This is a genomic window from Diplocloster modestus, assembly GCF_019042245.1.
GTDB classification, from domain to species: Bacteria; Bacillota; Clostridia; order Lachnospirales; family Lachnospiraceae; genus Diplocloster; species Diplocloster modestus.
Genome location: NZ_JAHQCX010000025.1, coordinates 56,706 through 78,249, shown reverse-complemented (window position 1 = coordinate 78,249; position 21,544 = coordinate 56,706). Strand labels below are relative to the sequence as shown.

At 48.8% G+C, this 21,544-nt stretch carries 20 protein-coding genes; 2 read left to right on the top strand and 18 right to left on the bottom strand.

Annotated elements, in window-relative coordinates:
- Positions 1-379 precede the first annotated feature (379 nt).
- From lpdD to buk, 10 genes are all read right to left on the bottom strand, one after another.
- Positions 380-760, bottom strand: a complete 381-nt coding sequence (gene lpdD / locus KTH90_RS23260; RefSeq protein WP_158350995.1) for a prenylated flavin chaperone LpdD — start codon at positions 758-760, stop codon at positions 380-382.
- Between the two features lie 13 nt (positions 761-773).
- Positions 774-1,355, bottom strand: a complete 582-nt coding sequence (locus tag KTH90_RS23255) for a UbiX family flavin prenyltransferase (RefSeq protein ID WP_238727535.1) — start codon at positions 1,353-1,355, stop codon at positions 774-776.
- Between the two features lie 93 nt (positions 1,356-1,448).
- Positions 1,449-2,918, bottom strand: a complete 1,470-nt coding sequence (locus tag KTH90_RS23250) for a UbiD family decarboxylase (RefSeq protein WP_158350994.1) — start codon at positions 2,916-2,918, stop codon at positions 1,449-1,451.
- A gap of 171 nt (positions 2,919-3,089) precedes the next feature.
- Positions 3,090-4,481, bottom strand: a complete 1,392-nt coding sequence (locus KTH90_RS23245) for an SLC13 family permease (RefSeq protein ID WP_238727534.1) — start codon at positions 4,479-4,481, stop codon at positions 3,090-3,092.
- A gap of 37 nt (positions 4,482-4,518) precedes the next feature.
- Positions 4,519-5,391, bottom strand: a complete 873-nt coding sequence (locus tag KTH90_RS23240) for a thiamine pyrophosphate-dependent enzyme (protein ID WP_158350993.1) — start codon at positions 5,389-5,391, stop codon at positions 4,519-4,521.
- On the bottom strand, positions 5,378-6,589 hold the full coding sequence (porA, locus tag KTH90_RS23235; RefSeq protein WP_238727533.1) for a pyruvate ferredoxin oxidoreductase: 1,212 nt from the start codon (positions 6,587-6,589) through the stop codon (positions 5,378-5,380). The genes KTH90_RS23240 and porA overlap by 14 nt, the downstream gene beginning before the upstream one ends.
- On the bottom strand, positions 6,589-6,789 hold the full coding sequence (locus tag KTH90_RS23230) for a 4Fe-4S binding protein (protein WP_334300922.1): 201 nt from the start codon (positions 6,787-6,789) through the stop codon (positions 6,589-6,591). Before KTH90_RS23230 ends, porA begins: the two co-directional genes overlap by 1 nt.
- Positions 6,790-6,844: 55 nt before the next feature.
- A complete protein-coding gene (locus tag KTH90_RS23225) occupies positions 6,845-7,396 on the bottom strand; it encodes a 2-oxoacid:acceptor oxidoreductase family protein (protein WP_158350990.1) in 552 nt (183 codons plus the stop codon).
- A gap of 239 nt (positions 7,397-7,635) precedes the next feature.
- Positions 7,636-8,538 (bottom strand): phosphate acyltransferase, encoded by a 903-nt coding sequence (locus KTH90_RS23220; protein ID WP_158350989.1) that lies wholly within the window; start codon positions 8,536-8,538, stop codon positions 7,636-7,638.
- Positions 8,539-8,549: 11 nt separating this feature from the next.
- Complete coding sequence (buk, locus tag KTH90_RS23215; RefSeq protein ID WP_158350988.1) at positions 8,550-9,614, bottom strand: butyrate kinase; 1,065 nt, start codon at positions 9,612-9,614, stop codon at positions 8,550-8,552.
- Positions 9,615-9,952: 338 nt separating this feature from the next.
- Between buk and KTH90_RS23210 the strand changes: the two genes are divergently transcribed.
- Positions 9,953-10,720, top strand: a complete 768-nt coding sequence (locus KTH90_RS23210) for an IclR family transcriptional regulator (protein ID WP_158350987.1) — start codon at positions 9,953-9,955, stop codon at positions 10,718-10,720.
- A gap of 30 nt (positions 10,721-10,750) precedes the next feature.
- On the opposite strand, the gene KTH90_RS23205 is transcribed toward KTH90_RS23210, so the two are convergent.
- Together KTH90_RS23205 and KTH90_RS23200 are read right to left on the bottom strand one after the other, a co-directional pair.
- The gene (locus KTH90_RS23205) at positions 10,751-11,671 is read right to left on the bottom strand and encodes a SufB/SufD family protein (RefSeq protein ID WP_238727532.1); all 921 of its coding nucleotides are present in this window, start codon (positions 11,669-11,671) and stop codon (positions 10,751-10,753) included.
- A gap of 89 nt (positions 11,672-11,760) precedes the next feature.
- Positions 11,761-12,471: an ABC transporter ATP-binding protein gene (locus KTH90_RS23200; protein ID WP_158350985.1), complete on the bottom strand. Its 711-nt coding sequence runs from the start codon at positions 12,469-12,471 to the stop codon at positions 11,761-11,763.
- A 267-nt stretch (positions 12,472-12,738) separates the two neighbouring features.
- Between KTH90_RS23200 and KTH90_RS23195 the strand changes: the two genes are divergently transcribed.
- Positions 12,739-13,089, top strand: coding sequence for an ArsR/SmtB family transcription factor (locus KTH90_RS23195; protein WP_158350984.1), 351 nt, complete (start codon positions 12,739-12,741; stop codon positions 13,087-13,089).
- Positions 13,090-13,146: 57 nt separating this feature from the next.
- Here the strand turns inward: KTH90_RS23195 and KTH90_RS23190 are convergent, their stop codons facing one another.
- The 6 genes from KTH90_RS23190 to KTH90_RS23165 all read right to left on the bottom strand — a co-directional run bounded on the left by KTH90_RS23190 (position 13,147) and on the right by KTH90_RS23165 (position 21,476).
- Positions 13,147-14,181, bottom strand: a complete 1,035-nt coding sequence (locus KTH90_RS23190; protein WP_158350983.1) for a TIM barrel protein — start codon at positions 14,179-14,181, stop codon at positions 13,147-13,149.
- A gap of 41 nt (positions 14,182-14,222) precedes the next feature.
- A complete protein-coding gene (locus tag KTH90_RS23185; RefSeq protein ID WP_158350982.1) occupies positions 14,223-16,538 on the bottom strand; it encodes a glycoside hydrolase family 3 C-terminal domain-containing protein in 2,316 nt (771 codons plus the stop codon).
- A gap of 29 nt (positions 16,539-16,567) precedes the next feature.
- The gene (locus tag KTH90_RS23180) at positions 16,568-17,572 is read right to left on the bottom strand and encodes an ABC transporter permease (protein ID WP_158350980.1); all 1,005 of its coding nucleotides are present in this window, start codon (positions 17,570-17,572) and stop codon (positions 16,568-16,570) included.
- A 37-nt stretch (positions 17,573-17,609) separates the two neighbouring features.
- Positions 17,610-18,941 (bottom strand): hypothetical protein, encoded by a 1,332-nt coding sequence (locus KTH90_RS23175; RefSeq protein ID WP_158350978.1) that lies wholly within the window; start codon positions 18,939-18,941, stop codon positions 17,610-17,612.
- Positions 18,942-19,011: 70 nt separating this feature from the next.
- Positions 19,012-19,962: an ABC transporter permease gene (locus tag KTH90_RS23170; protein WP_158350976.1), complete on the bottom strand. Its 951-nt coding sequence runs from the start codon at positions 19,960-19,962 to the stop codon at positions 19,012-19,014.
- An 11-nt stretch (positions 19,963-19,973) separates the two neighbouring features.
- Positions 19,974-21,476 (bottom strand): sugar ABC transporter ATP-binding protein, encoded by a 1,503-nt coding sequence (locus tag KTH90_RS23165; RefSeq protein ID WP_158350974.1) that lies wholly within the window; start codon positions 21,474-21,476, stop codon positions 19,974-19,976.
- Positions 21,477-21,544: the final 68 nt, after the last annotated feature.

Genomic DNA, 21,544 nt, shown 5'->3' with positions numbered 1-21,544 from the left:
ACTGATCAATCAGTGAAAACGGCCGCACATTTAGGTTATGATGTCAAGTGCTATTTTGAAAAATGATACAAAATTTTTAAATTTTAGTTAGACCCTCATAGATTGAATACCCTATGAGCTTAACTAACTGACATTGATTCACGGCAAAACGGGAGGGGACTGGCACCTTTCGGCAGTAGAGCCGGGCCTTCCGGCAACTGCGTGGAGAAAGGGGCCTGTCCCCGGATATTGACTGTAATAAATACCATATACGGGGAAACAGGCGCTTTTATCCTCGAATAGACCGGCATCCGGGGATTGGCCCCTTTCTCCACGCAGTTGCCGGAAGGCCCGGCTCTACAAAGGGCAAAGACCGGCCGATCCGCTGACAGGGCTCTTTCTATGCGGGGAGCGCCCCATAAGTTTCTTCCGCCATTATCGGAATCTTTTCGGTTATTTCGTTTACGGCTGTGAGATGATCCGGGGTAAAGTGGTCATAATGTATGCCGACTGCCACAACACACTTTCTGTTTAGTTTCGCTGAAACTTCCCGGGCTATGGTTGACGCGAGGATATCATCCTTGTGCCCAGCATAGGTATAGACGGAAACGGTTGCTGAGATTTTTCCGCTGCCGGTTAGGCTGGGCCTGGGCTCCGCCATAGCTACACTTCCAATGTGTCCGCGGTCGCCCCCGTAAAAGTGTATGCAGAGATCTTCTCCCATCTGCTGTATCTCTATTTTTAGCTGCTCTTTTTCATACCAATAATCTTTTCGGGACATCCGTATTCTCCTACTATTGGGTTGTTTCCCTTCGGTCAGGGCCCTGCCAGCTATGAAATTTTTCATATGTCATGCCAAACTGCATCAACACTTTTCCTGTGATGTGATCCAATTGCGCCTTCACCGATGTATCTTCCATATAAAAGCTCAGCATAGGCGGTATGATACTGCATCCGTTTTCTGCGCAGGCCAGCATATTTTTCAGATGGGCTCTCCCAAGGGGCATTTCCCTCGGCAGAAGAACTACTTTTCTCCCTTCCTTCAGGCACACATCCGCGGCGCGTATGATCAGATTCTCATCGTAGGCATTGGCAATGCCTGATAAAGTCTTCATACTGCACGGAGCTACGATCATGCCGTCGGTAACAAAGCTGCCGCTTGCTATGGCGGCACCCAGCTCTTTTTCACCATATACATAATCAGCGATACGCAGAAATTCCTCTTCTGTCAGATTGCTTTCCTCCCGCATGGTGTACCGGGCGCCCTCCGATATGATCAGATGGATTTCCGCGTTTTGTCTCTTTAATGCCCGTAGTATATGCAGCCCGAGTTCTACTCCACTGGCTCCTGTAATGCCCAGGATAATCTTTATCATGTTATCGGTCTCCCGGTTTTCGAATTTTAGTTTTTTCCCATCTGACTCCGGCTTGCGAATTTATTCTTCATCCCGCCCAACTCCGGCTTTCTATTATTCCGGAATCCATTTTGTTGGATCCAGTTCCATAAAGCGGGAACGAATAAACCGCTCTTTTTGATCAAATGGCGCGGTACAGTCAAAAATGACTTTACACGCAATCCCCTGATCCCTGCAGGATGGCGTACACAAAGGAGAATTAGACGGGTCCAGGGGATGGCATCTCACTCCTGGAATCGTAATTATATCTGCATCTCCCTGGAACCTGGTGTTCATAGCCCAGAGCACATCATTCATGTCAAAACAGTCCACATCCTCATCAACCAGGAAAATATGCTTCAGTTCACTGAAGGCTGAGAATGCAAGCAGCGCTGCCTGGCGCTGTCTTCCTTCATCTGACGCCACACTCTTTTTTATTTGCAGGACCGCCATATATTTTCCGCCGCCGGCGGATGCACAATAGACATTTAACAGCTTTCCCGGCATTGCCTTATCGATCATCCCGATGATACTTGCCTCCGTCGGAATTCCTGCCATGGAGACATGTTCTTCACTGGGTCCGATGCAGGTCTGCATAATCGGATTCCGGCGGTGTGTCACCGCTTTGACCTTAATCATCCAGCACTGGTCACTGGCCGCTCCCGTATAACCCGGAAACTCCGGCATGGCATATCCGGTATGCCGGTTCTGGTCTTCGCGCACACGGATTCCCGGCAAAACCTCTCCTTCAATTACATACTCCGCATTGGAGATGGCACGCTCCTTCACGGTAAGACAGTTGGTAAGCTTAACCGCTTCCCCTCTTAACGCACCTGCAATAGATAACTCATCAAATCCCAACGGTGTGGTAGGAGGCTCGAAACAGGATGCGATTTCAATGGCCGGATCGACACCTATGCTGACGGATATCGGAAGCCTCTGTCCTAATTCTTCCGCCCTCTCGGCCATAGCACCGATATGTCTGGCTCCCGGGGTGAAGAAAATACTTAGCTCGTCTTTGCTCTGGATACACAACCGATGAATCGTAACATCCGATCTGCCCGTGTCCGGATGTGTCGCGTAACACATGCCCAGTGTGATGTAGGGCCCCGCATCATCCGGCGTATTGGTCGGCGCCGGAATCCATTTGTTTAAATCAAAATCCGCTTCCGATGCATAATGTATCACTTCCTGACATACCGGCTTCTCCTCTGTCAAAACCGGCTCGATAGGATGGGCTGCACTGTCCCTCAGTAAGTGTCCTAACTTGTCCGGGCTGCTGTCCAACAGGGCCGCCACCCGTTCTCTGCTGGCTAGCACCCCAATCGCCACCCGGGCGTCCGGGTGGCCTTTCACATTGTTAAATATAACGGCCGGACCTTTTCCGGTAGGACGCATAACCGTTCCTCCAGCGCCTACATAGCGGTATACACCGGACAGCTCCGCTTCCGGGTCCACCTGCACGTCCGTCTCCACCAGTTCTTTCTCCATGCACCGTAATTTATCCAATGCTGAACGAAGATCCCTTACCTTTATTTCTGACATTTTTTCCTCCATGTATTTGTTTTCCCCGGGGCAGGTGAACCTTTTATGGTTCTACCTGAAACCCTTTTCCAAATATTCCGACAGCTGTTCCTGTATGAATATCTGATACTGAAAAAGTGAGGAGATTGGGATTTACCTCAATCTCCTCTGAAAACCATAAGCTGCTGAAACTTAAATAATCCCGATCGCTCTGCCAAGCAATATGCCGACCGCACATACAGGTATCCAGATTAGGGAAATAATCAATCCGGGCTTTGCCATTTCCGATAGTTTCCAATATCCATATCCATAGGTAGTCAGTGGAATCGGATCCAGCGGGATGATAAATACCGCTGATGCCGTAAATCCTAACGGAAGCACCAAATATAAGGGGTTCACGCCGATGGAGCCGGCCAGCACCACGACGATCGGAACACATACGGCAAGTACCGCATTGGCTACCGGAACCAGCAGGTGGCTGAAGATGCCAAATGCGGTCACCACCATCAGTAATACGGCCAGAGAGGCCCCGCTGACAGTTCCCAGGATGCTGTTGGAGATCCATTCTGCGGTACCCTGGGTACTCAGAACCATAGCCAGCGCGTTTGCCGATCCCATAAGCAGGACGGATTCCCAGCTAACCGCATCCCTGGCTGTTTCCCAGTTAATCAGATCAAATCCGGGAAGGAAGAAAATGCTCACCGCAAGGAGGGATACGAACGCTGTCTCGATTCCGGTCATGGACTGCGTAAACCAAAGAACCATAACGCAGATGAAGATAACCAGGAATTTCTTTTCATTCTTGGACATGGGCCCCAGCTCTGCCCGCTTTTTCTTGATATCATCCAGCCCCTTGACCGTTTCGATCTCCGGCTTGTAGATCAGACAGATCACGAACCATGCCACGAACAGCAGTACCAGCGCAATCGGCGCTCCTATGAGGGTCCACTGCGCAAAGGTAATGTTGACGCCAGCCACATTATTTAACAGGTTAATGGTCAGGATATTCAGTCCGCTTCCAGCCGGCGTCGCGATGCCGCCCAGAGCTGCCGCGATCGGAATGCCCATCATAACCGCCTTGCCGTATTTACTTTTTCCGGGTTCACAGCCGCTTTCTTTCAAAATCGGCAGGGCAATGCCCGCCAGAATAATGGCTGTGGGGATATCTACCAATACGGAAGATATCAGGCCGCCGCAGAGCATCAGGCTTAACAGTACCATTTTGCTTTTCGGCCCCAGCAATGGGGTTATGTACAGGGAAATCCGGTAACCGAGCCCTGTATCGATAAATACCTTAGCGATAATCAAGGCGCCCATCACGAAGAACATCGTGGTAATCCCAAAGTTCACAAGGACATTCGAGGTACTGTCAATCTGCAGAAATGCCGGCAGCATCAGCAGAAAACAGGATGATATCCCGATAGGGATAAACTCGGTAACCCAGGTATAGACACAGCAGATCATAAGAAGCAATGCCTTCCAGCCGGTTTCTGTCAGTCCGTTTGGCGGCGTAATGTGAGAACAGATCACATAAAACACGACCACAATGATCAGTTGAAGATATACTTTTTTTGCTTTACTCATACGAGCCTCCTCCTCTATTGAAAACCCTCCGAAACGTTTAAAGTGCCGCCAGCTTTTCCAGATACTCATATCTCTCAATGAGATGTCTGCTGACTTCTTCCTTCTCCTCCTGCGTTACCCCTTTAAATCTTTTCTGCATGGAGAAGTACTTTTCTACATCACCTAACTGAGAAGGCTTTTTGCCGAGTTTTACTCTGCCGTCTTCATATTCCATAAGAACCCACGACCCATTTTGTATAGCTTCCCGGGCTACCTCCACCGTTTTTGACATTTTATAACCCCAACCGGTAGGACAGGGACTCATAATATGCAGCACGCGGCATCCCTTAATTTCTTTTGCTTTTTTCACCTTTTTCCGAAGGTCCGGAAGGTTGGCGATGGAAGCGGAAGCTGCATACGGTACGTGATGCGCCATAACGATCTGCATTAAATCTTTACTGTTGACAGGCTTTCCTGCCGGAGTAGTTGTCGTACTTGCCGCAAGAGGTGTGGAACTGCTCCCCTGTATGCCGGTGTTCATATACGCTTCATTATCATAGCAGATGTATAGAATATTATCATTACGTTCCATGGCTCCGCTCAGGGACTGGATCCCGATATCTACGGTGGCGCCGTCTCCGGCAATCGACACGACCTGTGTATGGTCATTTCCCTGATACTTGAATCCGGCAGCGATTCCGGCAGCGATGGCTGCGGAATTCTCCAGATTTCCCTGGATACCAGGTACCGTTACCGACGCCTCAGGGCCGCAGCCTGAAAACTGTGCGGAACATCCCGGTGGGATTACAAGTACCGTATCTTCACCCATAATATCGAGAACGTTTCTGAAAATAACATCGATCATGCATCCCTGGCAGGTATTGATACCCGGTGAAACCGCACCCTTTGGCTGAGTTTTATACGTTAGCATTTGTTTCCACCTCCCTTATGTTCATGGCGTTCTCTTCTACGTCAAACCATGTAGAAACGGTTTCGGATTTACCCTCTTTGATCCCGAGAAGCTCATCAAAAATCTTCCGGAATGAACCGTCCGATATATCACGGCCGGCAATCCCGCCGATATAGCCATAAATCTTAGAATTCTCACCGTACATCGCAGCTTTTACTTCCGAGCATACCGGACCCTGTGCGCCGCCCAGGCCGCAGGAACGGTCGATCACACCGATAACCGGGATATTCTTCAGTGCTTCATGGATCTTCTGATCCGGGAACGGGCGGAACATGCAGATTCTCAGAAGGCCGGCCTTTATCCCTTTTTCCCTTAACTGCTCTACTACATATTTTCCGGTACCGGACATGGAACCGATTGTCACTACAGCCACCTCAGCATCTTCCAGACGGTATGCTTCCACCTGCTTAAGCTTTCTGCCAAAACGTTTTTCGTATTCCGCAAATATTTCATCCGATACCTGGGCCGCGCGCTTAAAGCCCATCATCTGCTGATATTTCATCTCCGTATGTTCAACGGTGGGGCACAAATCGTTGATAAACATCACGTCCTTCGTATCCAGATACATATTTTTCTTCACATATGGCTTTACAAAGTCCCATGCCTCTTCATCAGACGGAGTATCCACTCTCTGCATGGAATGGGACAGATAAAATCCATCAAAACAGACCATAGAGGGAATCATGACATCTTCATGCTCACTGATCCGATACGCGCAAAGCTGCAGATCCAGAATTTCCTGTACCGTGGACGCATAAAATTGAAGCCAGCCCGTATCTCTCTCCGCCATCGTGTCGGAGTGGTCACACCACAAAGACCAGGGAGCCACCAGCGAACGGTTCACCACAGGCATCACGATGGGGACACGGCATCCGGCTGCCACGCCGCAGACTTCATGCATCAAGGCCAGACCTACGGAAGCGGTGGCTGTCGCCACCCGGACACCGGTCAGCTGGGCGCCGATGGAAATAGACATGGCGGAATGCTCGGATTCCACACGGACATATTCTGCCTTGATCGCCCCTTCCGCTACAGCATCTGCCAGGTGCTCCGCAATGGAACTCTGCGGGGTAATCGGGTAAGCCGCGATCACTCCCGGACGTGCCAAACGGATCGCTTCCACCGCCGCACCATTACCATCAAACATTTTGATTGCCATTATTCACCACTCCCTTCCGGTATCATGGACAATGCCTGCCGGGGACATTCATTTGCACAAATACCACAACCCTTACAGTAATGCCAGTCGAATTCCAGTGGACATCCCTCTTTATTCACCGTGATGCATGCGGTAGGACAGTACTTTGAACAAATACCGCAGCGGATGCATGCTTCTTCCTCTACCTGGGGACGCTCCATACGCCAGCTTCCTGTATGTGCCGCCACTAAAATGTGGGAGCACGGTCCCAATACTCTACGCTTCGCAGGTGTGCTCGTAGGCATATCTTGCTGCTTTTCCATTCTTTTCACCAACCTTTCCAAAACTTTCCGTTACCGCACTGACTACCGCCCCGATCTCAACGACGCCGCTGTGGGCCAAAGCGCCTAACATGGCACTGTTCGGTATGTTTAATCCGATATTTTTAAGGGCAGCTTCTGTCGCATTACATGCAAATACTTTCTTAAATCCATATGTATCTTTATACCGCCGGATCATTTCCTCATTTCCGGAATTGATGACTAGTATCGTATTTTCCGTGCATCCTTCGCCTACATCCACACCCATATCGATCAGGTTTTCATCAAATACAACTACGATATCCGGTTCATAAACATAACAATTCAGCAAAACGGGTTTATCATCCACAATAATGTGCGCAAACACCGGTGCCCCCCGGCGTTCATGTCCATAGGCAGGAACTGTAATTGCGTACTCATTCTGATGCAGTGATACAGCAATGGATAAAATTTTGGCAGCTGTAACCGCGCCTTGCCCTCCTATTCCATAAAATTTAATCTTGTGCATTTTATTGCCTCCTTAATTTCTTTATACGAATTTTAATTTCGTTATTTGAACTTAACATTATTATAATATAATCGGAAAAATATGTCATTAGATATTTTTTACAAGATTTCATCGTTTCATTTGTTGAATTTTTAATTCATATAGAGAATTATCTGGTTTTAAATAGAGTTTCACCTGGGATACTTTATGCATTTACCCATAAAAAAAGACCGGGTAAAAACCCGGCCTGGAAATCAGTCTTATACACACTGCATAACAGCAATTAATATGGAATTATACTTATCTTCCGGAGAATCCGTTCTGCTGGTCATAACCACAGGACACGAAGTGCCTGTAAGGGTGCCTGCCGATATGAGATGCGCAAAGTAATAAATTGTTTTTGTAAATATATTTCCGGCGCACAGATCCGGCATAAGGATAATATCCGGATGGCCGGCCACAGGGCTGTTAATCCCTTTGTGCCTGGCCGCGTCTTCCGATATGGCGTTATCCATCCCCAAAGGCCCGTCAATGATACAGCCCTTGATCTGCCCCCGTTCGGCTGCTTTGCTTAGAAGCGCCGCATCTACTGTGGCGGGCATCTTCGGATTCACGGTCTCGACAGGCGCCACTACGGCCACCTTCGGACAATCGATACGCAGTTTTCCTGCCAGCCTCACCGCATTCTTAATCAGCTTTACCTTATCATTATAGTCCGGTGATACATTAACCGCACAGTCGGTAACGATCATCAGCCGGTTCTCATATTCCATCACGGTCGCCTGGCTTAGCAGGGAGCCGTCCGGAACAAATCCATATTTTTCTTTATCCAGAATACACCTCATAAAAGTAGCTGTCTGCATTAAACCTTTCATGGGCATATCCGCTTTCTGATCCTTTACCATCTGGCAGGCCATTTGTCCCGCCGATTTCTCATTCCGGCAGTCGATGATCTCATACCTTAAGGAATCTTCACCCAATTTATCCAGAATTTCCGTTATTTTGTCCGATACCCCTATCAGAGTCGCATCTATGACCCCTTTTCTAACGGCCATAACGACAGCTTCCAGCGCATCCTCGTCGTGCGCATTTGCCAGCGCCAGGCGTTTTTTGATCCCCTGATCCAGAATATACTCTTCAAGCTCTTTAAAATTATGAAACATAGTGATTCCCCCTATTTTAATTCTTTAATTTCTTTTTCCCCGTTTAATGCCGCTAATGTATTCAAGGCCAGAGACTGCATCTCATATTCTCCCGGATATACCACTACAGGAGCAATATAACGGACATAATCAGAAACCATGCCCACAATCCAATCAGAATAGGCCATTCCGCCCGTAAATACAATCGCATCTACGTTTCCTTTCAGTACGGTGGCATCCGCGCCAATTTCTTTTGCGATCTGATAGCACATGGCTTCCATAACCTCTTTGCACTTCTCGTCTCCTGCCAGGGCCCGGTCCTGTACGATTTTGGCGTCATTTTCTCCCACATAACCCATCAGGCCGGATTGGCCGTTGATTAATCTGCGGATCTCCTGATATGTATATTCCCCGGAATAACACAGCTTGATCAAATCGCCGATCGGCACAGTACAGCAGCGGTTCGTTGAGAACGGCCCGTCACCGTCAATGGCATTGTTTGCATCTACCAATTTCCCTTTTTTATGAGCCGCTATACTGATACCGCCGCCCATATGGACAACTACCAGGTTCAAATCCTCATAGTTTTTTCCGATATCTTTGGCATACTGCATTCCGGCCGCTCTATGGTTCAGTACATGAAAGCTGCTCCGTCTCTGGATAAAGGGAATGCCGCTGTAACGCGCCAGCGGTTCAAACTCATCCGTTGTAGGAGGATCTACGGTAAATGCCTGGGGGCCTTGCTTGGAAAATTCATTCACAATACGAAGGCCGACATCCGTCGCGTGATTGCCATATTTTTCGCTTCCGGACTGTTCCAGCATTTTCCCGCTGACCCGATATACACCGCCAACAATCGGTTGTGTATGTCCTCCGCGGGTGACCACCGCATCCAGGTTTGAAATGAGAATCCCTTTTTCATTCAGATAGTTTACGATCTTCTCCATCCGGTAATCCTGCTGATCCCAGATCGTCGCAAATTCATCCAGTTCCTCCGGGCTATGCTTAATATTATCCTTGAAGACACAGTTCTCATCTTCATAATAAGCAATTTTTGTTGATGTGGAACCCAGGTTAATCGCAACAATTTTTTTCATGCTTTCCATCCTCCTTAAAATCTTATTTTTTCTGTTACTATTTCTTTATGCGAATTTATATTTCTTTATTCGAATCTTTTGTTCCAGAATAGCATATTCTAAGGTATATTTCAACTATTTATTTCTTCCATTCATTTTATTTCCGGCCGCTTGGTAAAATGAGAGGAGACTTGATTCTTTCGTAAAAAAGTGAACAGGCAGAAAACTTTGCAGAGAAAGGTATCTGCCTTCCCTCCTAGTCGTCATTTTTCAATATATTTCAGCAATTAACTTGCTACTTTTTCTTAAATCAGATATATTTATAGGTACAAACATTTTAAGGAATAGGAGATGATTTCATGGACGCGACAGAAAATGACAGCCGGTATTTACTTCAATCCGCGGCAAATACGCTTACTGTATTAGAGATCATTGCACAAAATTCTGAGATTGGAATCAATGAAATTGTAGATTTGTCCGGCATTGGGAAAAGTACTGTTTTTCGTATTTTATATACATTGGAAAGCCGAAATTATATTACCCGCATGGAATCCGGAAGATACCGGCTGGGCCTCAAACTCTTTTCCCTGGGTAAGATTGTGGAAAAAGATTATGGAATCATCCAGCTGGCGCATCCCTACCTGGAACGGTTATCAAACGAAGCGGAAGAAACGGCTCACATTTCTATATGGAAAGACCGTTTAAACATTGTGTTTATCGACAAGGTCGTCAGTACCAATACCTCTTTGCATATGGGGTCTTATATTGGTTACAGCAGGCCGGCTCATCTCACCGCCTCCGGAAAGGTATTGCTGTCCGTATGTTCAGATGAACGTATTCAGGAGTATATCAATGAGACCGAGTTTACCCGGCTTACCGACACAACGATTACTTCCGGAAACGCACTGTTTGCTGAGGTCCAGAAAGTCAGGGAACAGGGTTATGCTGTCGATAACGAAGAGAGCGAAATCGGTCTCGTATGCATGGCCTGCCTGATATACGATTCTTTCCAACAGCCTTATGCTGCGGTCAGCATATCAGGTCCCGCGTCGCGAATGTGGATGAATCACGAGCGGAACCTGGCGGCTTTAAAGAGTATTGCCCATGAGGTGTCTGAGAAGTTATGACGGGCTTATGATGAGCGAATGCTTTCAGTTTCAGCCCCTTAAAAAACCTTCCACAATTCGTGCCTCTGCCTCCTCTTGCGTAAGCCCCAAAGTCCGAAGCTTAACGATCTGTTCCCCGGCGATCTTCCCGATGGCAGCCTCATGGATCAGGGCCGCGTCCGGATCGCCTGCGAACAGTTCCGGCGTGGCGTTCACGGTCCCACGGTCCATCAGGATCGCGTCGCACTCGGAATGCCCGGTACAACGGCAGTTTCCCTTGATACGGGAATGGTACTCCTGGCATGATTTCCCTTTGGCCACGCTGCGGGATACCAGGTTCACGCTGGAATCCCCGCCATCCATGGAGACCTCAAAATCGGTCTGCGCCGTCTCTTCACCGTCCGTCAGAATACTCTCATGGATCGTCAGCCTGGCTCTGGCTGCCAGCACCGCGCTGGTTTTCCGAAGCGTGCGGTCCACGCCTCCTAACTGCACTGTGTCCATCTCCAGTACCGCATCCTCGTCTAATGTAATATCCGTCACCGGATCGATCTTTTTCAGGCCGGCTCCCACGCCGGTCCCGATATGTTTTTCCTTATAGAGCACATGGGCTCCCTTTTCCAGGAAGAAACGATGGATTCCGTTGTGCCTGGCCGTTTCCTCACTGTCCGTATGCACTCCGCAGCCGGCCACTATGGTCACATCCGCTCCTGCCCCCACATAGAAATCGTTGTAAACCAGGTCGTCCACATCGCCGTGGGTGACGCAGGCAGGTATATAGACCATTTCGTTCTGCGCTTCCGGGCTGATATGGATCACCAGGCCTGGAGCGTCCTCTTTGGAATCGATTCTTATATGGTTCGAAGACTGTCGTCCGGCACACTCCCCATTCTCCCGGATATTATAAGCGCCACGGAATTCACCTTTCCAGTCTGATACGAGTTCTAATAGTTTTTCTGTGATTTTATTCATATTTACCTCCAGTGACGCATCAACTGCGTCATAAATTCAGGTATGGCAGTGTCGTAATTACTTCATTCTTAAATAGGGTGAGACGGGATTCATATAGGGCAGCGGCTCTGTTTTTCCTCATCCAGCAGCCGGGGCAGGATGATCTCTCTGCTCCCTGCGACCCGCACTTTTCCATCTGCGATCACTACGATCTCATCCGCCACCTCCAGAATCCGCTCCTGATGGGAAATGATCAGAAGCGCGCTGTCCCGTTCCGCTTTCAGGTCCCGGAACGCTTCTACCAAGCTGGAGAAGCTCCACAGATCGATGCCTGCTTCTGGCTCGTCAAAGACCAGTACCTTAGCCTGCTTCCTGGCCAGTACTGTAGCGATCTCGATCCGTTTGATCTCCCCTCCCGACAGGCTGCTGTCCACCGGGCGGTCTATATATTCTCTGGTACACAACCCCACTTTTCCAAGAATACCGCACAGTTTCCCCTCATCCAGGGATTCCTCCGCCGCAGTTTCCAGAAGTTCCCGGACAGTCAGTCCTTTAAAATGAACCGGCTGCTGGAAGGCATAGGCGATCCCATGCCTGGCACGTTCTGTCATATCCCAGCCGGTAATGTCTGTCCCATCCAGCAGAATTCTCCCTTCTGTCGGCTGTATCAGGCCCGCTGCGAGTTTGGCGATGGAAGTCTTCCCTCCACCGTTGGGGCCCGTCACCACAGTCAGTTTTCCCGCGGGGACCCGCAGGCTGACTCCTTTGATAATAGGTTCTCCTTCCGGAAGCGTCCATCGGACATGATCTAATTCAAGCATACGCGATTCCTCCATTTCATGATTGGTGCGTGATAGTTGAATGCTGTTTCATCATTCGTAATCAGTTGATATCCTGTTAGTGTCCATCGATTGAATAGTTGTTCAACCATTTTTATTATAGTTGAATAATTCTTCAATTGTCAACTTTAATTTTGGCTGAGCGATTGACAATTGAACAATCATTCAATTATAATGACCCTATATTCATTTTATTGGGATCTTGCGCAGAAAATCACAGAAAAGTGACGGAAAGGAAGGACGGAATTCATGAATACAAAAACCACGGACTGCAGCCCGATCAATCAGGAGATCATCGACCGGGTACGGCCGAATATGCCGGATCAGGCCATTCTTTTCAACCTGTCGGATTTTTTCAAGGTTATGGGGGATGGTACCCGGATTCAGATCCTCTGGGCATTGGATGAAAGTGAGATGTGTGTAGGTGATATTTCAGTTCTTTTGAATATGACGAAATCGGCCGTCTCCCACCAGCTGCGGGCGCTCCGCGCCGCGAATCTGATCCGCGCCCGCAGGGAAGGGAAGAAAGTAATCTATGCGTTGAATGATAACCATGTCCGGATGGTACTGGAAACGGCTCTGGAACATGTCAGTGAGTAGAACCCGTTCCATACATTCTGCTTCGGTTAAAAAGCTCAGGTTATGGTCATAAAGTCGTTATTCGAGGCCCATCAACAGATTCATTACATACATTTCAAGCGCTTCAAAATCTCTGTTCCTGACACACTCTTTCTGATATTCGTAGTCAAATTGATCCACCTTTGCTTCCAGTGCCCGGAAGATCTTCAGACTATTTTCCAGATGCTTGTAGCTGTCCGCGTCCCTGGTTGTTCTCATTGCTTTTACATCCAGTCCCACATACTCGCCGTTGTCTCCATAGTTGTTCTCTTTCAGTACCTTAACCTGGTTGAAGGCTGCTCTTAGGTTCTCCACACCAAAGGATTTATCCTGATCATAGCGGATTCCATTCTGATCATTCAGATGGACGGTCATCAGTTTGCCCATAGCCAAAGCAAATCCTATCTCATGGGCCGGGTCCAGGCCCGCCAGAATCGCGTGGGCGCTCTCCAGGTTCCCTCCTACCCGGGACGGATCGATGGTAGCTGCGGACACAGCCATTACGTGCCCCATGGTCCCACAGATACTTCTGTCAATCGGCTCATTGGGTTTCGGCTCGATGCAGACACGGATCTTCGGATCGTATTCCAGCATCTTGTTGATCGCATCGATCAGCATCCTGGTAGCCCAAACCGGAGATTTGCTCTCCGCACAGAGCGTGCCCTCACGGGCAAGCCACAAAACGATCATATCCGTTCCCAGCTCATTGGCGATATCAATAGAGCGGTAAGCCCTCCACATGGCATAATCCCGGTCTTTCTCTGATGTGCTCATAAATCCGCCATCCGTGGTGTGCCCGTCCATCCACAATCTCGGCGCCACAAACTCTGCAGCCAGACCGATTTCGTCAAGTGTTGTTCTGAGTTCTCTCGCTTTTTCTTTGATTTCTTCTTCTGTGTAGTCATTGATATTGGGAACCGCATCATCATCATGGAACTGAACGGCGTCAAATCCCAGTTCTTTGAATTTTTTGTATTTTTCGATCACCGGAATGTCTTTTCTGGTTTCGGGACCGTAGGAATCAGCTCCGGTATGTACGTTCCAGGGTCCTACAGAGAATTTAAACTTTGTCATGGTATATGACCTCCTTAACTTTTTACATCTTATTTGTTGTGTTATCCGTTCTCAACTGCCTTATTAATTTCATCAATCACTTCCTGAACCTGTTTCAGTGTCACATCAAATCCAAGCGCCACCATCGCCCGAAGCGGCATAGCTGCGGCAGACGCTGCCATGGCGTCTTTGGTCAGCGCTCCCGATTCATCCGTTTTTTCTTCCGATTCCAGCCGGTTCCTGCGGTTTCCCATCAATGTTTTCATAGCTTTTGTGATCATCGGGGCCGCAACCGGATGGGCATAGAGATCCCCCATTGGCGTGTTGACCGTAAAATGTGGTTTCATCAAGCTGGTGCATTGCACATAGATCTTACGCTCCAGCAGGATGTCTCTAGCGGATGTCCCGATCTGGACTTTGTAGTTTCCTTCCGGGACGTACCAGCCGCGGATATCGGTATTCCACTCTGCAAAAGCTCTTTTATGCAAAGTAAACGTTACTGTTTTTCTCTCTTCCGGCTTTAACTTAATTTTCTTAAAGGCGCGCAATTCTCTGGCCGGCCTCACTTCGCTGCTATGACATGGCGCCACATACACCTGTACAACTTCCTTCCCCTCCATGGCACCCGTGTTGGCCACGTCTACCTTAACCACCAATTCCTCGTTATCTCTCATTCTGGTGCTGTCAAGCTGCAGATTATCATACGCAAAGCTGGTATAAGACAAACCGTATCCAAACGGAAACAATACCTGTTTTTGGATCGTCTCATAGTAGCGGTAACCGATCAGACGCCCTTCCCGATAGAGTACATCATTTTTTTCCACACCATAGTAGGGGTACGTTGGATTATCTTTGATCGAAACCGGAAACGTTTCTGCCAGCTTTCCCGACGGATTTGCTCTGCCGAACAGGAGATCGGCTGCCGCTGCACCTACTGCCTCCCCTCCCAGATACAGCTCCAGAATTCCTTTGACCTGGTGAACCCAGGGCATTTCAACCGGAGAACCATTATGAAGCACCACGACTGTATTTTTCTGTACCTCTGCGATTTTTTTAATCAGCCGGTTCTGATTCTCCGGGATATCCATCCGCGTTCTGTCCAGTGTTTCAGTCTCCCAGCTATCCGGCAGCCCTGCGAATACAACTGCTTTGTCCGCCTTTTCCGCCGCTTCCAGCGCCTCCTGTAACAGCCGCTCTTCCTCTGCCTCCTGGCCTTTTTCCGGTTCTTCTATGTAGCCCTGGCAATACGTAAGATTCTCCAAGTCCGTCACCGCATCCAGGACCGAGGTAACTTTATAAGAATTGACATGGGAACTTCCGCCGCCCTGATAACGGGGATTTTCGGCATAGTATCCTATAAACACTATTTTTTCCTGTTCTTTCAAGGGAAGCACTGCGTCCTGGTTTTTCAAAAGCACGGCCGCTTCCAGCTCGACCTCTTTTGCTGCGGCATGGCCAGCCTCAAAATCAAATCCGCCGGAAGTTGTATTTTCCATGGCAACCGTTCTGGATACTAATTTCAGAATATTTTCCACCGCCTGGTTCAGGATCTCCTCTGCCAGGCGTCCGTCTTCAACCGCGCTGCGGATCTGATTCACCAGATCTTTTCCCGGGCCCGGCATACACAGATCCAGCCCGGCACGCAGGCTTTCCACCGGATCGTCACAGGCGCCCCAGTCTGTAACGACCGCGCCGTCAAACCCCCATTCATCCCGGAGGATACCGGTAAGCAGCAGCGGGTTTTCACAGGAATATGTGCCATTGACCCTGTTATAGGAGCACATTATCGACCAGGGGCCCGCATCCTTAACCACCTTTTCAAATGCGGCCAGATAAATTTCCCGTAATGTCTGCTCATCGACGCGGGAATTGCTTGTCTGGCGGTATAATTCCTGGTTGTTTGCCGCGAAATGCTTCGGACAGGCAGAAACGTTCTGCTTCTGAAGCCCCCTGACAGCTCCGGCGCCCATGGTCCCCGCCACCAGCGGGTCCTCTGAATAGTACTCAAAGTTCCTTCCGCAAAGCGGGGAGCGTTTCATGTTAATAGCGGGGCCCAGGACTACCCCGATATCCATCGTTTTAGCCAGTTTTCCAAGTTCTTCCCCCACCAATTCCGAAACCGCCGGATCGAAGGAGGAAGCGATTGCACAGCCTGCCGGAAAACAAACCGCGGTTTCACTGATTCCGAGGGTAAGCTGGTCGGCCGCCCCGGCCTGCTTACGTATTCCATGCGGCCCGTCTGTCAGGATCATGGGGGGGATTCCCAGCTCTTCGATATTTCTAATATGCCAAAAATCCTTTCCGACACAAAGGCCGGCCTTTTCCTCTAACGACATTTTAGAAATTATTTTCTGGATTGCTTCTCTGTTTTTATTCATGATGCCGAACATTTCCTTTCGTTTTCTCCCTACGCCTGCTGCGCAGCTGCTATGCGAAGTCCCTCCGCCTTCTTTTTCTCCCTTGCCGTCACCAGATTCATGATCAAAAGCAGCAATACGAGTACTCCCATGGTAATAACCGCAGATGCCGCGGAGGGCAGCCGGAACAGGGTAATCCCCATGGTCAGGATGCGGAAAGTGATCACGGCAACCGGCACACCAAATACGGTGGAAATCCATTTCTGCATAATCATTGCCGCGAATACCGGGACAAAGCTGGTAAATGCGATCGTGATGCTGGACAGGTTCATAGCCGGAGATTGATAGCCGCTCACACCGGTCTCCAGGATGCCTGACAGGCTCATCAGCGCCCCGCAGATGCAATAAATAATAACGGTCTTTCCATAGATTTTCACTCCCGATGTGTGTGCGATCTTCTGTGAACCGGCAATGGCCCGGTACTGAATGCCGAATTTTGACTTATCCATCAGTATGTACATTACGGCAATGCTCACTACACCGCATATCGTAATCAAGGTAACATTCGAGAGCATACCCATATTCTGCCGGCCATATAGCTGGAAGCCTTCCGGCGCGTATGCCGCCGCAACCGCTTCGAAGATCAGCGCAGTCCCGATACCCAGAATCATGGCCGGCAGCCGCAGAGTGACATACAGCACTCCGGTCAGCAGCCCGCTGATCATACCAAAAAGGATACTCATCAGTATGACCCCGGCAACCCCCATCCCCATCGACAATGCAAGATTCCCGCCGATCAGGCAGGCCACCAGCTTCTGGCCTCCAAGGGAGATATCCATACGTCCGTTTCCCATATTCAGAAGCAGCGCATAACCGGCCAGTATATTGATGCTCACCTGCCGCAGAAAATTTGTCACATCCAGCGAAGTCTCAATCAGATGTCTGCCGGTAAATATATTGCATACCAGTTCGATCACGATAAAGGTAACGATCGGAATACAAGTCACAATTACTGCGCCCTTATTCTTTTTGAATCTGTTTTTTGATTGATCCATACGTCTGAAATCCTTTCTTATCAGAATCTTATTGTAACTAAATCCCTCTTCTTTCCTTTACGGAATCCAGTTCTGCTTTCGCAGCCCACTCTGCAAACACATCCGCGTTCAACGACGGATTATAGTACTTAATCATCTGTTTCAGATCCTCGATGGTGTACACGTAGGTACTCTCATCCTGATCGAGGTGCTTAATCTCTTCATACTCATCCGCATTATGGCAGACCCACATCGGAGAAAAGAACTCGGTAGCTTTTCCGTCTCTCATGACTGCGTCCTGGTCGCCATTTGCTGTATTGACCGCCATCAGAACCGGAAGGATATAACGGCTCTGATTCAGAAGCAGTGATCCGTTCAGAGAGGGGTTGCCTGCGATATCAAGGGTAGTATAGCTGTTTTCTGTCGTATCACATACATTTGTCATGGTAACGATTTTAATATCCCGATTATAAGCCTTTTCCGCCTCTGCAATCGTGGATTCGAACCGCAGGTACAGAGCCCCTGTCAGGGCCACGACATCATACTCCCCTTTCAGCACTTCATTCATATCATCCGTGGAGAATGTGGGGAAGATCGTTACTTTAACGTCGTCCCTTCCGGTTGAGATCTCCGTGACGGAATCCAGCATGACGAGATCCCGTATCTCCCCATCATAGGTCAGGTTATACATATCCTTAAGCGCTTCCAGTATACCCATGGAAGAGGTAATCTGTTCATCCACACCCAGCTTCGCATTCATGGTACATACGACGACACTGTGGGGCTCTGCGCCTTTTTCCAGTGTGTCCACCATCAGTTCATAGAATTGATCGTCCAGTTCTTCCGGATTCTTTCCGGCGGAGCCGATCACATATTCATAATCATCGTAGTATCCGGTAGAAGGCATCAGCCCGGTTACCAGGTACATGCCCAGCTCTTCACATTTGTCCGCCAGCACGTAGACGGTATCACGGTTCGCACAGGCAAAGTCTACCAGAACCTCCGCACCGCTGTTATAGGCATTTTCCGCGAAGGAGATCATATTTGCCGGATCATTTCCCAGTTCTTCGGAGAAGAGGAATTCAATATTTAAAGCCTCCGCAACATAGTTTTCACAATAATTCTTAAAAGAGACAACTTCCGGTATGTAGCTGGTGTTGGCCACAGCGATCACATGCTTCTCCGGGTTCACATCCGGGATATCCTGATCAGCGGCCCCCGCTGTTCCATCCGGTGCGCTGCTTTCTCCGGGTGTACCGCCCGCTGTATCCGCGGTCCCGGAACCGGCCGGCGCGCTTCCGGATGAATCGGTATCTCCTTTGCAGGCAGCCAGACCACACATCAGGATAACGGTCAATGTTAAAGCAATCAATTTTTTCAAATTCTTCATAATCATTTCCTCCCTATACTTAAGGTATTTCATTTTAAATTTTCTTTTCAAGCTCTAAGTCTCCCAGGATCTAATTCAGAATCTCGGAACGTTTGTCAGAAAGGGCTATTACCACGATAAAAAATACACCCCGTACTGCCTGGATCCAGATCGCATCGATTCCCGCCATCGAAAGGCCGTTTGTCAGCATCGACACCGTCAACGCTCCCCAGATACCGGATAAAATTTTCGATCTTGTACCTCCCCTGATCGGGGTACCTCCAAGTACAACGGCCAGCATCGCATCCATATTCAGGGAGTTTGCTGTAAACTGTGAAATGGAAGCGGAACGGATCAGGATAACCGCAGAACCAAGGCCAACAGCCACGCCGGCCAGCAGGAATGCTTTTGTCAGCATTTTCTGTGCATTGATACCGTTCTGCCTGGCACAGGTCTCATTGGAACCAATCATCTTTAACTGTCTTCCGAATTTGGAAAATTCAAACAGAACTGCCGCCGCTGCCAGAAAGACAAGGCATAAGATCAGAGGAAGATTCATCTTCTCCAAAGACTTCATGGTCCCGTGATCGAGAGAAAGAATCTTTCCGCCATCCAGTACCCACTCCTGTATGGCCATCAACAGCGTCATGAATATCATGGACAAAATCATGACATCCATATGCAGAATCTTACTTAAGCCGATTGTGACCAGCATAATCAGTAAACCGCCGCCGATACACCCCAGAATCATCGCAACGGGACTGTCTGTAGCCAGAAACGCATACGTCCCGATGATACAGGCCATCGCCGTGGAACCTCCCATGGCGGCACTGATCCGCGACGTGGAGAAGATAATTACCGCGCCGGTTGCCACAAGACCCAGGATGATAGCCTGATTCAGAATCATCATCAGGTTCTTTGACCGGACAAACCTGCCCTGTGTCCATACAGCAAAGACCAGCACTACAATCACCATGATCAGCAGCGGCATAAAATAACTTACGATCCTGTTTTCTTTGACTTTTAACATTTTTTCTTTCATCTCACGCCACCTCAAATCATGTAATCAATGATTTCTTTTTCACTCAAATCTTTACTGCGCAGGAACTCTTTCGTAATAGCCCCCTGCTTCATAATCAGAATCCGGTCACTCATGCCAATCAGCTCCGGAAGTTCTTCGCAAATCAGCAGAATCGCTTTCCCCGCCCGCTTCAGTTCATACATCAGGTTATACATCTCTGCCTTTACGCCTATATCAACCCCTCTGGTCGGGCAGTCCATAATAATGATGTCAAAATCCTTGGCCATCCATTTTCCGAATACGACTTTCTGTTTGTTGCCCCCGGAAAGCGTGCTCACCTGCTGGCTGCTCGAATAACACCGGATTTTCAGCCCTTTCACCTGTGTGTCCACATACTTCTTTTCCCTGGCCCGGGAAATCAGAAATCCGAACCCCCTGTTCACTTCGTATCCCGTGCTTGCTATATTTTCAAAAACAGGGGCGCTTAACGCGATGGATTCTTCATCCCGGTCTTTTGACATATACGCCATCCGGTTTTTCACAGCAGTCTCTGCGTCCGTAATCTTCGTCTGCTCAATGCCGGCCGTGACACTTCCCGCTAAGACCGGTTCCTCGCCAAACAGGGCTTTGCCCAGCGTATGCATTCCACAATCGGACAGGCCTCCGATACCTAAGATTTCACCCGCATGCAGTTCCAGGGACAAGTTCATGATTTCCTGCATGGTCGTTATGTTATCCGCCTTCAGCGCCACTTTCTCCTGATAGCCATCCATATCCGTCCGGTAAAAACCCTCCTCCACATCACGGCCAACCATCAGCTCTTTAATATGTCTTGGGGTGGCGTCTTCCTTTTTCAGGGTTGTGACCATCTCTCCGTCTTTCAAAACTGTAATCAGATCGCAGTATTCCATCACCTCTTCAATATCATGGGAGATAATAATGACAGCTCTCCCCTCCGCCGTCAGTCGCTTAATCAGATCAAACAGAACCTGCCGTTCCCTGTGTGATAATGCATTGGTGGTCTCGTCCACGATCAGGATATCCGGGTGATATTGATATGCTTTCACGATTTCGATCATCTTGCGCTGCTGAAGATTCAGCTGCATGATTCTCATGTTGCTGCGGATGCCTTCAATCCCTACTTCATCAATCAGCTTCTGTGCCTCAGCATTCATCTTCCGGTAATCGATCATGAAGCCTTTGCGGAATTGTCCTTCCTGGCCGAGAAAAATATTCTCCGCAACCGTCAGAGTGCCGATGGTCCCTGCCTCCTGTACAATAATACTGATTCCGCCTCTCTGTGAATCCATGACATCTCTCGGTTTCCATGGTGCCCCTTTATATTCCATGGCACCGGATGTCGCCTGATAGATACCGGAAATTACCGCAACCAGTGTGGATTTACCGCTTCCATTTTCGCCAACCAGGCCGCATACCCGGCCGGCCGGTACATTGAAGTCCACTTCTTTCAAGGCTTTGGTGATACCAAAATCCTTGGAGATTTTGTGGCACTCCAGCAATATCTTCTGTTCCACGTAATTCCTCCCTTCCTTTCCTCAGTTTATGCTTATGTTATTGACTTGCACATCCGATGATGCTAGAT

What these genes read in the sequence shown, in the direction of transcription:
- KTH90_RS23185 (WP_158350982.1), bottom strand. Translation starts at nt 16,538, where the DNA reads ATGAATAAAAACAGAGAAGCAATCCAGAAAATAATTTCTAAAATGTCG.
- KTH90_RS23245 (WP_238727534.1), bottom strand. Translation starts at nt 4,481, where the DNA reads ATGAGTAAAGCAAAAAAAGTATATCTTCAACTGATCATTGTGGTCGTG.
- KTH90_RS23220 (WP_158350989.1), bottom strand. Translation starts at nt 8,538, where the DNA reads ATGTTTCATAATTTTAAAGAGCTTGAAGAGTATATTCTGGATCAGGGG.
- KTH90_RS23170 (WP_158350976.1), bottom strand. Translation starts at nt 19,962, where the DNA reads ATGAAAGAAAAAATGTTAAAAGTCAAAGAAAACAGGATCGTAAGTTAT.
- KTH90_RS23205 (WP_238727532.1), bottom strand. Translation starts at nt 11,671, where the DNA reads ATGAATAAAATCACAGAAAAACTATTAGAACTCGTATCAGACTGGAAA.
- KTH90_RS23255 (WP_238727535.1), bottom strand. Translation starts at nt 1,355, where the DNA reads ATGATAAAGATTATCCTGGGCATTACAGGAGCCAGTGGAGTAGAACTC.
- KTH90_RS23180 (WP_158350980.1), bottom strand. Translation starts at nt 17,572, where the DNA reads ATGGATCAATCAAAAAACAGATTCAAAAAGAATAAGGGCGCAGTAATT.
- lpdD (WP_158350995.1), bottom strand. Translation starts at nt 760, where the DNA reads ATGTCCCGAAAAGATTATTGGTATGAAAAAGAGCAGCTAAAAATAGAG.
- KTH90_RS23210 (WP_158350987.1), top strand. Translation starts at nt 9,953, where the DNA reads ATGGACGCGACAGAAAATGACAGCCGGTATTTACTTCAATCCGCGGCA.
- KTH90_RS23190 (WP_158350983.1), bottom strand. Translation starts at nt 14,181, where the DNA reads ATGACAAAGTTTAAATTCTCTGTAGGACCCTGGAACGTACATACCGGA.
- KTH90_RS23195 (WP_158350984.1), top strand. Translation starts at nt 12,739, where the DNA reads ATGAATACAAAAACCACGGACTGCAGCCCGATCAATCAGGAGATCATC.
- KTH90_RS23175 (WP_158350978.1), bottom strand. Translation starts at nt 18,941, where the DNA reads ATGAAGAATTTGAAAAAATTGATTGCTTTAACATTGACCGTTATCCTG.
- porA (WP_238727533.1), bottom strand. Translation starts at nt 6,589, where the DNA reads ATGGCAATCAAAATGTTTGATGGTAATGGTGCGGCGGTGGAAGCGATC.
- KTH90_RS23250 (WP_158350994.1), bottom strand. Translation starts at nt 2,918, where the DNA reads ATGTCAGAAATAAAGGTAAGGGATCTTCGTTCAGCATTGGATAAATTA.
- KTH90_RS23225 (WP_158350990.1), bottom strand. Translation starts at nt 7,396, where the DNA reads ATGCACAAGATTAAATTTTATGGAATAGGAGGGCAAGGCGCGGTTACA.
- KTH90_RS23200 (WP_158350985.1), bottom strand. Translation starts at nt 12,471, where the DNA reads ATGCTTGAATTAGATCATGTCCGATGGACGCTTCCGGAAGGAGAACCT.
- KTH90_RS23240 (WP_158350993.1), bottom strand. Translation starts at nt 5,391, where the DNA reads ATGCTAACGTATAAAACTCAGCCAAAGGGTGCGGTTTCACCGGGTATC.
- buk (WP_158350988.1), bottom strand. Translation starts at nt 9,614, where the DNA reads ATGAAAAAAATTGTTGCGATTAACCTGGGTTCCACATCAACAAAAATT.
- KTH90_RS23230 (WP_334300922.1), bottom strand. Translation starts at nt 6,789, where the DNA reads ATGGAGCGTCCCCAGGTAGAGGAAGAAGCATGCATCCGCTGCGGTATT.